We start from the raw sequence: 12,700 nt of genomic DNA, 5'->3' as shown, positions 1-12,700 counted from the left end.
GATTTATTGGTATTGCCAGCTTGTTATGGCCAGTCGCGCGCTTACTTGTCGTCCACCTGCAGGATCGCCAGGAAGGCCTCCTGCGGGATTTCCACAGTTCCCACCTGCTTCATGCGCTTCTTGCCAGCCTTCTGCTTTTCCAGCAGCTTCTTCTTACGGGAGATATCGCCGCCGTAGCACTTCGCCAGCACGTTCTTGCGCAGCGCCTTGACGTTTTCACGCGCAATGATGTTCGAGCCGATGGCCGCCTGGATGGCCACGTCATACATCTGGCGCGGAATGATTTCGCGCATCTTGGCTGCCACCTCGCGCCCGCGATATTGCGAGTTCGAGCGGTGCACGATCACGGACAGTGCGTCGACCTTGTCGCTGTTGATCAGGATATCGACCTTGACCACATCCGACGGGCGATATTCCTTGAACTCGTAATCCATCGACGCATAACCGCGCGAGACCGATTTCAGGCGGTCAAAGAAATCCATGACGATCTCCGCCATCGGAATTTCGTAGGTCAGCTGCACCTGCTTGCCGTGGTAGCTCATGTTGATCTGCGAGCCGCGCTTCTGCGTGCACAGCGTGATCACCGAGCCGACGTAATCCTGCGGCATGTACAGGTTCACCGTGACGATCGGCTCCAGGATTGCCTCGATCTTGCTCGGATCGGGCATCTTGGCCGGATTCTCAACGGTCACCATCGTGCCGTCACGCAGCTGCACCTGATAGACCACGGTCGGCGCCGTCGTGATCAGGTCCATGTCGAATTCGCGCTCCAGGCGCTCCTGCACGATTTCCATGTGCAGCAGGCCCAGGAAGCCGCAGCGGAAGCCGAAACCGAGCGCCTGCGACACTTCCGGTTCGAACTGCAGCGACGCATCGTTCAGCCGCAGCTTTTCCAGCGATTCGCGCAGCGCTTCGTACTGGTTGGACTCCACCGGGTACAAACCGGCGAACACCTGCGGCTTGACTTCCTTGAAGCCCGGCAGCGGTGCCTCGGCGCGGCGTGCGGTCGTGGTGATCGTGTCGCCCACCTTGGCGGCCTTCAGTTCCTTGATGCCGGCGATCACAAAACCCACCTGCCCCGCCGTCAGCGCGTCGCGCTGGACCGACTTCGGCGAGAACACGCCCACCTGCTCCACCAGGTGCTGCGCGCCCGTAGCCATCAGCAGGATCTTGTCCTTGGTACGCAGCGTGCCATTGACGACGCGCACCAGCATCACCACACCGACGTAGTTGTCGAACCACGAGTCGATGATCAGGGCCTGCAGCGGCGCGGCGGCGTCGCCCTTGGGCGGCGGCACCTTGGCGATCAGCGCCTCGATGACGTCCTCCACGCCCTGGCCGGTCTTGGCCGAGCACGGCGTGGCGTCACTGGCGTCGATGCCGATGACGTCTTCGATTTCTTGCTTGGCGTTGTCCGGATCGGCCTGCGGCAGGTCGATCTTGTTGAGCACCGGCACCACTTCCACGCCGAGTTCGATCGCGGTGTAGCAGTTGGCAACGGTCTGGGCTTCCACACCCTGCGACGCGTCCACCACGAGCAGTGCGCCTTCGCAGGCCGACAGCGAGCGGCTGACTTCGTAGCTGAAGTCCACATGCCCCGGCGTGTCGATCAGGTTCAGGTTGTAGACCTGGCCGTCGCGCGCCTTGTAGCTCAGGGCTGCGGTCTGGGCCTTGATGGTAATGCCGCGCTCTTTCTCGATGTCCATCGAATCGAGCACCTGCGCTTCCATTTCCCGATCGGACAGCCCGCCGCAGCGCTGAATGATCCGGTCGGCCAAGGTGGATTTGCCGTGGTCGATGTGGGCAATGATCGAGAAATTACGAATATGGTCCATCTAGTGATCTGGAAAACGCCAGCGCTGCCGGGCAAGTCATGATGGCACCGGAGCGGCAAAAAAGGTGGGGCGCACGGTTTTGCGCCAATCCGCGATTTTACCGGATTTTCAAGGACTTCCGTCGCGCGAAATGCCTCTGCGAGGGCTGGCTGATGGCCCTCCGGGATGGCGCCTTGCGCACCCCGCCAAAAAACGATCGCGCCGGAGGGCTTCCGGCGCGATCGTCTGGCCTGAAAACGGCCGGATCACGGCCGTCGCGGGTCTCCGCGATACTTAGCGGCCCTGACTCGGGCGCAGCGTCAGTACCTGGGTGGCGTCGCCACGACGCACAAACACGGCCGCCATCCGGTTCTTGTCCAGCACCTTGACGAGGTCATTGAACTGGCGGGCGCCGGTCACGTCGGTATCGCCCAGACGCAGGATGATGTCACCAGGCCGGATGCCGGCGCGGGCCGCGGGGCCATCGGCCGTATCGACTTCCACCCCCGACTTGATCTTCAGTTCACGCAGCTTTGCCTCGGCAATGTCGTTGACGACCAGGCCCAGCGCGTTCGGTTTTGCCGCCTGCTGCTCCTCTCCGCCACTGTTGCCACGACGATCACCCTTTCGTGCCGCCGCCTTGGCATTGTCCGGCTCAAGCTCGGCCACAGTGATCTGCACCTCGCGTGTCTGCCCCTTGCGCCACACCTGCAACGGCACGCGCGTGCCGGGCTTGGTGTCGCCGACCATACGCGGCAGATCCGAAGCCTTCTCGATGTCGCGGCCGTTGAACTTCAGGATGATATCGCCGGCCTCGATACCGGCCTTCTCGGCCGGACCACCCGGTTCGACGCTGCCCACCAGTGCGCCTCGGGCACGACCCAGGCCCAGCGAATCGGCGGCTTCCTTGGAAACATCGCTGATCGCCACGGCAATACGCCCGCGTGTGACCTTGCCATTCGCCTTGAGCTGCTCGGTCACCCGCATGGCTTCGTCGATCGGAATCGCGAACGAAATGCCCATGTAGCCACCGCTGCGGCTATAGATCTGCGAGTTGATGCCGATGACTTCGCCTCGCAGGTTGATCAGCGGACCGCCCGAATTGCCGGGATTCACAGCCACATCGGTCTGGATGAACGGCAGGTAGTCGCCCGTATCGCGCCCCTTGGCTGACACGATGCCGGCGGTGACGCTGTTATCGAGGCCGAACGGCGAACCGATGGCCAGCACCCATTCGCCCGGACGGATCTTGTCCGAATCGCCCAGCGCCAGGCGCGGCAGCCCGGACGCCTCGATCTTGAGCAGCGCCACATCGGTACGTTTGTCCGAACCGATCAGCTTGGCCTTGAACTCCCGCTTGTCGGGCAGCGTGACGTAGATGGTCTCGGCGTCAGCCACCACGTGGGCGTTGGTCATCACATAGCCATCCTGGCTGATGATGAAACCCGAACCCACGCCGCGGCTCTGCTCCTCGCCCTGGGGCGGCGTCTGCGGCTGGCCACGGCGCGGCGGCGTAGGAGCACCAGGCATCGGCACGCCAAAGAAACGGCGGAAGAACTCGGCCATCTCATCGTCTTCAGGCGAATTGCCGCGCGCCCGGACCCGCTCCGTGGTGCGGATATTGACCACGGCAGGACTGGCCTTTTCAACCAGATCGGTGAAATCAGGCAGGTTGTAATTCGAGGCCGCAGCCTGGGCATGGCCCAGTTCGGAAACGGCCGGGCCAAGCACGAGCATGGCCACCATGACCATAGCCCGCGCCAGGGCAGGGGATCTGGAAATCATCGACGAACTCCCGGGAGAATCAGCGAGAAACGGATGCTTCGCGGCAGGCTGGCCGGGGGGCACCTGCGAAGCGTACTGCCTGGTGGTCCGGCGCGGGATTCGCTGCCCCGCCGCCACGCCAAGAATCTGCTCAGTGTAACGCCTTGGGAGGGCGATACTCCACGCCGGCCGCGAACTGCTTCACGGTTGCCGCGGGGACTTCGCCAACTACCGTGATCCAGTAGTCGGACACCCGCCGCACCACCACCTGGGTGGCACCTAGTGAAGCCACGCCCTCACGGCGGGCACGTTGTTCCGATACCGGCTCGATGAACACCGACAATCCGGTCAGGCCGTCGCTGTACACAACCTGCAGTACCTCGAACACACCGGCAGGCTTGCTGCCTTGCGTGGGCGCGCGTAGCTCGCCCAACGGACGACGCACCTCGCGAATCTTCTGAAAGCCCTTGATCGGGCTGTTGATCGTCCACCCTTCATCGGCGATATTCGCTGACTGGTAGCTGACTTCGTAGTGATTCCACGAACTGGCACCCTTGATCGCATTCAGGATGCGCTGCTTGTCGGATGGCACGCCAATATCGACCTGCGAGAAAGCCACCTGCTCCAGCACCTTGCCGCCCTCGCCGATCGTCTGCGCACGCATCAACAGGCCGGAATTCTTGTCCGCCCACAGGCGCACCGCATAACGGGCCGTATCGTGCGGCTCCAGCGCGAACACCTCGCACTCGACACCGGCAACGCGCTCAGCCGGCAGCTTGCGCATGTCATAGAGATCGAGCACATCGCTCTTGTTCGTGGCCAGCAGCGCAGGGAAACGGTCTTTCGCCTCCTGCTTCTCGATCACGACGAGCTTGGCTTCCGGGATCAGGCTGTGCACCACATCGTTCTGACGCAGCACTTCGCGCGGCTTGCCGTCGAGCGTTTCCAGCCGCTCGTACTCGTTGTTCACGAGGTCGCTGTAGTGCTGGATCCGCGAGGCGTGCATGACGCTGCCGCGCTGATAAATCAGCGTGCCGACGTAGTTCTCGCGCTGAGCGGCGCGGTGGATCTTGTTGAGCCACGCGGTGGCATCGCGTCGATTCAGCGTGCTGTCGGACGGCTGCGCGGTAGCTGCGGCAGCGGTCAGACACAAGGCCAGAAAAAAGGACCTCCGCAGGCCCTTCTTTCCGTGTACGCCCGCTACATCGGCGGGCGACCGTCCTTTATGCATGTCCGGCATTATTCCTGCGAATTATCCTGGGAGAAGTTGGCACCGTTGGCCACCGTGCGCATGGTCGGCACAAAGGCATCCGTTGCCACGGACGTGCGATGCGCACGCAGGTATTCATCGAGTCGCGGATCACGGATCATCTGCGCGTTGTCCGCCGACACCGTGACGATACCGCCCGGCGCCGCGGGGGCGCCTGCCTTCATCGCACCACCCGGCAGTTGCTCGACACGCGCCACGATCGCATCCGGTGCACCGGCATCGGCCGGGCCACGCATCTGCGGCACGACCACCCAGCTGACCGCTGCCACGGCGGCGGCAATTGCGGTGCCGGGCATCACGCGGCGGACCCACGACGGGCGCACCAGCAGGCGATGGCGGCCCGCGGCGGCCACGGCCGGAACCAGCACGTGCGGCTCGGCCTCGAGCGTTGCGGAAAACCGGGAAAGAAAATCGGAGGTCGACCCCGCGTGCGTCAGTTCTTCAGACCGCAGCGTGTCACCGATCAGTTGATACATCGACCAGTCGGCCATCCCGGTATCGTCTTTGGCGATACTGAGTGCCGCGTCGACTTCGTGCGCCGTCAGTTCTCCGTCCATCAGGATGGAGATCTGCTCCGCTGCTTCCATTACATGAACCGACTGCTTATGAGCCTGACCCATTTCCAACCCCAAGAAATTCCATAAAACACCGATAAATCCCGTCACTGCTTGTCGTTTATCGATGCAGGAATAGGCTGCAACGCTGGCTGCACGACATTCTCACTTACCACCGCTTGCCCTCTGCCGTTCCCAGCAGGGGCCGCAATTTCTCTGCGATCGCTTCGCGCGCCCGGAAAATCCGTGAACGCACCGTACCGATCGGGCACCCCATCGCCTCCGCGATCTCCTCATAGCTGAGGCCTTCGATCTCGCGCAGCGTGATGGCGGTGCGTAATTCCTCCGGCAATGCTTCCATCGCGCGATTCACCGTATCGGCAACCTGGCGCGTGTGCAGCATGGACTCCGGCGTATTGATATCCCTTAGTTGTTCACCGCCCGCAAAAGTTTCAGCCTCTTCGGCATCGATATCGCTGGACGCCTCCGGTCGGCGCCCCTGGGTAGCCAGGTAGTTCTTGGCGGTGTTGACCGCGATCCGATACAGCCAGGTGTAGAAGGCGGACTCCCCCCTGAACTGGGGCAAGGCGCGGTATGCCTTGATAAAGGCATCCTGCGCCACATCCTCCACTTCGGCGGGATCACGGACAAGGCGCGAGATCAGGCGGATGATCTTGCGGTGGTACTTGACCACCAGCAGCTCAAAGGCCTTCTTGTCGCCCTGCTGGACGCGTTCAACTAGAAGCTGATCGGCTTCGCGTTCGCTCACGAATGGTTCACCTGCTGCAGTGTATCTCTTGGTTTCGTCGTCACGACAAGCGTTGTATTTTACCTACGATCGGTGCGCCATCGGGTGTTGCAAAGCGCATTCTGTGACCGTGGCTACGCAATTTGGTTCCATCGCCGCCCACTGCGGTTGCACCTGCGTGCAACCCCGTAACGCCACGGCGGAACGATCTGGGGAGATGCGGGATGGGGCCGGAGCCCATTGGCATTGCAACAGGCCCCGGCATTGCGCGATTGGTGTCGCGCGGGTCAGATACGGCGGAAAACCAGCGTGCCGTTGGTGCCGCCAAAGCCGAAGTTGTTCTTCACAGCCACATCGATCTTCATGTCGCGCGCCGTGTTGGCCACGTAGTCCAGGTCGCACTCGGGATCCTGGTTGAAGATGTTGATGGTCGGCGGCGACACCTGGTTATGGAGCGCCAGCACCGTGAAGACCGATTCCAGGCCACCGGCACCACCCAGCAGGTGGCCGGTCATCGACTTGGTCGAATTGACGGCGACCTTGTAGGCGGCATCGCCCAGGGCCAGCTTGATAGCGTCGGATTCGTTCTTGTCGCCCAGCGGCGTCGACGTGCCGTGCGCGTTGAGGTAATTCACCTCGTCCGCGTTCACACCGGCATCCTTCAGTGCCGCCACCATGCAACGGCGCGGGCCGTCGGTGTTCGGGGCGGTCATATGGAAGGCGTCGCCGCTCATGCCAAAGCCCACGAGCTCGGCGTAGATGCGTGCGCCGCGCGCCTTGGCGGACTCGTACTCTTCCAGCACCATCACACCGGCACCCTCGCCCAGCACGAAGCCATCACGGTCCTCGTCCCAGGGACGCGAAGCGGTTGCCGGATCTTCATTGCGGGTCGACAGTGCGCGGGCCGCGGCAAAACCACCGATGCCCAGCGGGGAAACCGTCGATTCAGCGCCACCGGCCACCATCACGTCGGCGTCGCCAGCCTGGATCAGGCGGGCAGCCAGACCGATGCTGTGCAGGCCGGTCGTGCAGGCCGTCACGGCCGCCAGGTTCGGGCCCTTAAGGCCGTGGATGATCGACAGGTGGCCCGAGATCATGTTGATGATCGAACCCGGCACGAAGAACGGCGAAATCCGGCGCGGACCGCGGTTGGCCAGCGTCATCTGGGTGTCTTCGATCATCGGCAGACCGCCGATGCCGGAACCGACCAGCACGCCGACGCGCTCGGCATTGGCCTCGGTAATTTCCAGGCCGCTATCCTTCAGCGCCTGCGTACCGGCTGCAATGCCGAAATGGATAAAGGTATCCATATTGCGGGCTTCCTTGGCCGGGATGTAATCCTCGGCGTTGAAGCCCTTCACTTCGCCGGCGAAATGCACAGCCAGGGCGGAGTGATCGAATTTGGTAACGGTGGCAATGCCGGACTTGCCGGCAACCAGGTTGGCCCAGCCTTCGGCAACCGTGTTTCCGACCGGAGACACAAGGCCAAGCCCAGTGACGACGACGCGACGACGGCTCACTATTTTTTCCTACGAGTGCGTGAAGTGGAACCGGAATGCTTCAGGATCTCCCGGGGTCTGCCGACAAACAATGTCATGCGGCACACGCTGCTTGAGATCTTTCCGATTCAGCTTCTTCGAACAGACGAAAGCCACAGAAAACGGCATGACAGGACCGTGACGGCCCCGCCCATGCGCCTTCTGTGGCTCGGAATATGATGACGACGGCTTAGGCCTTGACGTGCGCGGTAGCGTAGTCGATGGCTTGTTGCACGGTCGTGATCTTCTCGGCTTCCTCATCCGGAATTTCCATGCCGAATTCATCTTCCAACGCCATCACGAGTTCAACCGTGTCCAGCGAGTCCGCACCGAGATCATTCACGAACGACGATTCGTTCTTGATATCTGCCTCGGCCACGCCAAGCTGTTCAGCCACGATTTTCTTGACGCGTTGTTCGATATTGTCCATGTAACCCTCCAGGGAAGTTCGACAAAAAGTGGGCGCATTTTAGCAGGTTTAGACCACAAAAAATCCGCCTGCCAATCTTTGCAAGAATCGCGCCCGATTGGTTTCAAAAACAGCTGCTTCAACCGGCTTCTTTCGGCTTCTCCCTCGAAACCGAAGCCGGCTCAAATCCTCAATTCATGTACATGCCGCCATTCACGTGCAGCGTAGTGCCCGTGATGTAGGCGGCCTGCGGTCCGGCCAGGAACGCCACCGCGTTGGCGATGTCTTCCGGCTGACCCAGACGGCCCAACGGAATGCGCGTCTTCAGGGCGGCGTGCTGTTCGTCCGACAGGACCTTGGTCATATCGGTATCGATAAAGCCAGGCGCCACGCAGTTCACCGTCACGTTGCGGCTGCCGATTTCGGCTGCCAGCGCGCGGGTCATGCCTTCAACGCCGGCCTTGGCCGCCGCGTAGTTCATCTGCCCCGGGTTGCCCGTCGAGCCGACCACCGACGTGATGTTGATGATACGTCCACCGCGGGCCTTCATCATCGGGCGCAGCACGGCGCGCGCCAGGCGGAACACCGCGGTCAGGTTGGTGTCGATGACTGCGGTCCAGTCGTCGTCCTTCATGCGCATGGCCAGCTGATCCTGCGTGATGCCGGCGTTGTTCACCAGCACCGCCAGGCCGCCGTGCGTCTTCACGATCTCGTCGATCACGGCTTCGCAGCGCGCGGCATCGTTCACGTTCAGCACCACACCGTTGCCCTTCAGGCCTTCGGCCGACAGGTATTCACCGATGCCGGCAGCGCCCGATTCGCTCGTGGCCGTGCCGATAACCGTGGCACCCTGGCGGGCGAGTTCCAGCGCAATGGCACGTCCGATGCCGCGCGAGGCGCCAGTCACCAGCGCGACCTGATTTTCCAGAGTCTTGCTCATCTCGTTCCCTTTCTTATTTCAGCAGCGCCAGCGTTTCCTGCAGCGATGCCGGATCGAAGATTGCACCACCGACGAGGTTGCCGTCGATGCGCTTGGTCATGCCGGCCAGCACTTTACCCGGACCGCATTCGATCACGTGAGTCACGCCTTCGGCCGCCATCTTCTGCACGCACTCCACCCAGCGCACGGGCGCCGCGGCCTGGCGTACCAGCGCATCCTTGATCTGGGCCGGATCGTTGACGATGGCCACATCCACGTTGTTGACCAGCGGAATCGACGGCGCGGCAAATGCCAGGCCGGCCATGCGATCGCGCAGGCGATCCGAGGCAGGCTTCAACAGCGATGAGTGGAACGGGGCCGAAACCGGCAGCGGCAGCGCGCGCTTGGCGCCCTTGCCCTTGGCGATTTCGCAGGCCTTCTCCACCGCACCCTTGTGGCCCGCGATCACGACCTGCGCCGGGGCATTGAAGTTCACGGCTTCCACCACGCCGGCACCGGCCGCCGCCGCTTCGGCACATGCCGCGCGGACGTCGTCATCGGACAGGCCCAGGATGGCTGCCATCCCGCCCTCGCCCACCGGCACGGCTTCCTGCATGGCTTGCGCACGGAAGCGCACCAGCGGCACGGCGTCCGCGAACGGGATCACGCCCGCCGCCACCAGCGCCGAATACTCGCCGAGGCTGTGGCCGGCCACCAGGGCCGGTGCGGGACCGCCGGCATCGAGCCAGGCACGGTACACGGCAACCGCGGCGGTCAGCATGACCGGCTGCGTGTTGGTCGTCAGGTTCAGCTCTTCCGCAGGGCCTTCGGCAATCAGCTTGCCGATGTCCTGGCCCAGCGCCGTCGAGGCTTCCTCGAGCGTGGCGCGCACCACGGGGTTATCGGCAAACGCGTTCAGCATGCCAACCGCCTGCGAACCCTGTCCGGGGAATACGAATGCGAATTTCATCGGAAATCCAATCCTAGCTATTCATCTTGTCGAACGGTGCGGCACCGGCTGGCAACTCGCACCGGCCGCATATTACATGCGCAGCAGCACCGCGCCCCAGGTGAAGCCGCCGCCGACGCCTTCCATCAGCACCGTCTGGCCGGGCTTGATGCGGCCATCGCGCACGGCCACGTCCAGTGCCAGCGGAATCGATGCAGCCGACGTGTTGCCATGTTCGTGCACCGTAGCCACCATGCGCTCGCTCGGCAGGCCCAGCTTCTTGGCCGTGCCCTGCATGATGCGGATGTTGGCCTGGTGCGGGATCAGCCAGTCGATTTCATCGGCCTGCATCTCGGCCGCGGCAATCGCCTCGCGCGCCACCTTGTCCAGCACGGTCACTGCCAGCTTGAATACCGCCTGACCATCCATGTACAGGAAGGCGTTGCCGGTAATAGCGCCGCCGGACACATGGCCGGGCACGCACAGGATATCGACATAGTTGCCGTCGGAATGCATGGCCGACGACAGGATGCCAGGCTCGTCCGAAGCGGACAGCACCACGGCGCCGGCGCCGTCGCCAAACAGCACGCAAGTGGTACGGTCGTTGAAATCGAGAATGCGCGAGAACACTTCCGCACCAATCACGAGCACGTTCTTGTGCGAACCGCTGCGGATGAACTTGTCAGCGGTCGCCAGCGCATAGACGAACCCCGAGCAGACGGCCTGCAGGTCGAACGCCGCGCAGTTGTTGGCGATGCCAAGCTTCTGCTGCACCAGACAGGCGGTGCTCGGAAACACAAAGTCGGGCGTCGACGTGGCCACGATGATCAGATCGATATCCTGGCGGTCGATACCGGCCGCGGCAATTGCCTGCTCGGCGGCCTTGACGGCCAGATCGCTCGACGTGACATCAGGCTCGGCCCAGTGGCGCGCCGAAATGCCGCTGCGCGAGACGATCCACTCGTCGCTGGTCTCGATACCCTTCTCGGCAAGCTGTGCGGCCAGGTCGTGATTCGTGACGCGCCGCGGAGGCAGGTAGCTCCCCGTGCCGATGATTTTTGCGTACTTGGTCATGAGTATGTCGGATCGTGGTGCTCGCCAGTCCACCGTGGCCGGGCCATCAGGCGGACCGTCCAGCCACCCGCCCTGACGGGCGCGCGGCCTCAGGCGGCACGGGTATCGGAATGTGGGTCCGGTGAGTCTGTCTCCGGGCCAGCCGTCGCGGCGCCAGCGGCACCGGACTTGTTGGCGAAGGCCTTGGCGATGCGCTCGATGACGCCATTTCTGGCCGCATCATACCCGCGTTTGATCGCCCACTCAAAAGAATGGGCATCCGCGGAACCGTGGCTCTTGATCACGAGCCCACGCAGGCCCAGCAGCGATGCGCCGTTATAGCGCGCGGGGTCGAGCCGACGCGCCAGGCGCGACAGCACCGGCATTGCCACGGCCGCCAGCAGCTTGGTGAACCATGAGCGCGTGAATTCTTCCTTGATCATGCTGCCGATCATCTTGGCCAGGCCTTCGGTGCTCTTGAGCGCCACATTGCCGACGAAGCCGTCGCACACGACGATATCGGTCGTGCCCTTGAAGATGTCGTTGCCTTCCACGTTGCCGTAGAAGTTCAGTCCGGAAGTGCGCAGCAGCTCGCCGGCGGCCTTCACCACCTCGTTGCCCTTGATCACTTCCTCGCCAATATTGAGCAGGCCCACCGTGGGGTGGTCCTTGTGGTCCACCACCGCGACCATAGCCTCGGCCATGCGCGCGAACTGCAGCAGGTGCTCCGGCTCGCAGTCGGCATTGGCGCCGAGATCCAGCACCGTGGTGCCCCAGCCTTGCTCATTGGGAATCGTGGTGGCGATGGCCGGACGCTCGATGCCTTCGAGCGTCTTGAGCACATAGCGCGAAACCGCCATCAGTGCGCCAGTGTTGCCAGCGGAAATACAGGCGCCGGCCTTGCCTTCCTTGACTTGCGTCACGGCCACGCGCATCGAAGAGTCCTTCTTCTTGCGCAGCGCCACTTCCACCGGGTCATCCATCGTGATGACTTCGGTCGCGGGCACGATGGTCACGCGTGGATGATCGCTTGCGTGCAGCTTTTTCAGCTGCGCGCCGATAGCGTCAGGCAAGCCGACGAGGATCATCTCGGCGTCGTCGTGACGGGAAAGAAAACTGATCGCCGCCGGCACTGTCACGGAGACTCCGTGATCACCGCCCATGCAGTCGATAGCGAGCTTGATCGTCATTGTTTCCTGATACGGAAAGCGCGCCGGCACCCACCGCATTGGTTCGCGGGGGCGCAACCAGCCGGACACGCGGATACGCTGCCGTGCGGGCGCCGAGCGCCCAACAAAAAAGCGGCAACGAGCTTGCCGCTTTCCTGTTTTACACCTGACAACGTGCGCGAGCGAGACACACGGTCACGCCAGACGACCTGGTCAGTCGTTCTTGGTCTTGATGACCTTGCGACCACGATAGTAGCCGTTCGGGCTCACGTGGTGACGCAGGTGGGTTTCGCCCGTGGTCGGCTCAACGGCCAGGGGCGCAACCGACAGATGGTCGTGCGAACGATGCATGCCGCGCTTGGACGGCGACTTCTTGTTCTGTTGAACAGCCATGATGACTCCTTCGAGAATTTTGCGATATTAACACACGCATCCTGCGCAAGGCGTAGCCGGGGCCCGGCCGGATGCTTGACCAACTACCATGAAGCCCTGCCACCGGCCACGCTCCGCGCG

General features: G+C 62.9%; 12 protein-coding genes. All 12 read right to left on the bottom strand.

Annotation, left to right across the window (positions count from 1 at the left end; translation table 11 throughout):
- Positions 1 to 41: 41 nt before the first annotated feature.
- The 12 genes from lepA to rpmF all read right to left on the bottom strand — a co-directional run bounded on the left by lepA (position 42) and on the right by rpmF (position 12,580).
- A complete protein-coding gene (gene lepA, locus AC3FLX_RS05750; RefSeq protein WP_488694628.1) occupies positions 42 to 1,835 on the bottom strand; it encodes a translation elongation factor 4 in 1,794 nt (597 codons plus the stop codon).
- A gap of 273 nt (positions 1,836 to 2,108) precedes the next feature.
- Complete coding sequence (locus AC3FLX_RS05745) at positions 2,109 to 3,599, bottom strand: DegQ family serine endoprotease (RefSeq protein WP_488694626.1); 1,491 nt, start codon at positions 3,597 to 3,599, stop codon at positions 2,109 to 2,111.
- Positions 3,600 to 3,729: 130 nt separating this feature from the next.
- Positions 3,730 to 4,809: a MucB/RseB C-terminal domain-containing protein gene (locus AC3FLX_RS05740; protein ID WP_488694624.1), complete on the bottom strand. Its 1,080-nt coding sequence runs from the start codon at positions 4,807 to 4,809 to the stop codon at positions 3,730 to 3,732.
- 8 nt (positions 4,810 to 4,817) lie between these two features.
- Positions 4,818 to 5,468, bottom strand: coding sequence for a sigma-E factor negative regulatory protein (locus AC3FLX_RS05735; protein ID WP_488694622.1), 651 nt, complete (start codon positions 5,466 to 5,468; stop codon positions 4,818 to 4,820).
- Between the two features lie 103 nt (positions 5,469 to 5,571).
- Positions 5,572 to 6,171 carry an RNA polymerase sigma factor RpoE gene (gene rpoE, locus AC3FLX_RS05730; RefSeq protein WP_488694620.1) on the bottom strand — a complete coding sequence of 200 codons (600 nt, stop codon included), beginning with the start codon at positions 6,169 to 6,171 and terminating at the stop codon, positions 5,572 to 5,574.
- 266 nt (positions 6,172 to 6,437) lie between these two features.
- Positions 6,438 to 7,670: a beta-ketoacyl-ACP synthase II gene (gene fabF, locus AC3FLX_RS05725; protein WP_488694618.1), complete on the bottom strand. Its 1,233-nt coding sequence runs from the start codon at positions 7,668 to 7,670 to the stop codon at positions 6,438 to 6,440.
- A 208-nt stretch (positions 7,671 to 7,878) separates the two neighbouring features.
- Positions 7,879 to 8,118, bottom strand: coding sequence for an acyl carrier protein (acpP, locus tag AC3FLX_RS05720; protein WP_008644813.1), 240 nt, complete (start codon positions 8,116 to 8,118; stop codon positions 7,879 to 7,881).
- 169 nt (positions 8,119 to 8,287) lie between these two features.
- Positions 8,288 to 9,037 carry a 3-oxoacyl-ACP reductase FabG gene (fabG, locus tag AC3FLX_RS05715; protein ID WP_488694617.1) on the bottom strand — a complete coding sequence of 250 codons (750 nt, stop codon included), beginning with the start codon at positions 9,035 to 9,037 and terminating at the stop codon, positions 8,288 to 8,290.
- A 13-nt stretch (positions 9,038 to 9,050) separates the two neighbouring features.
- Entirely contained in the window at positions 9,051 to 9,986 is a 936-nt protein-coding gene (fabD, locus tag AC3FLX_RS05710; RefSeq protein ID WP_488694616.1) for an ACP S-malonyltransferase, read from the bottom strand.
- Positions 9,987 to 10,058: 72 nt separating this feature from the next.
- Positions 10,059 to 11,039: a beta-ketoacyl-ACP synthase III gene (locus tag AC3FLX_RS05705; protein ID WP_488694614.1), complete on the bottom strand. Its 981-nt coding sequence runs from the start codon at positions 11,037 to 11,039 to the stop codon at positions 10,059 to 10,061.
- A gap of 89 nt (positions 11,040 to 11,128) precedes the next feature.
- The gene (gene plsX, locus AC3FLX_RS05700; RefSeq protein WP_488694613.1) at positions 11,129 to 12,208 is read right to left on the bottom strand and encodes a phosphate acyltransferase PlsX; all 1,080 of its coding nucleotides are present in this window, start codon (positions 12,206 to 12,208) and stop codon (positions 11,129 to 11,131) included.
- Positions 12,209 to 12,400: 192 nt separating this feature from the next.
- Complete coding sequence (gene rpmF / locus AC3FLX_RS05695; RefSeq protein ID WP_008644820.1) at positions 12,401 to 12,580, bottom strand: 50S ribosomal protein L32; 180 nt, start codon at positions 12,578 to 12,580, stop codon at positions 12,401 to 12,403.
- Positions 12,581 to 12,700 lie beyond the last annotated feature (120 nt).

The sequence above is a fragment of the Cupriavidus sp. 291-E7 genome (assembly GCF_057798835.1).
Note: the sequence above shows the minus strand (reverse complement) of the source record. Positions and strands in the feature narration are given on the sequence as shown.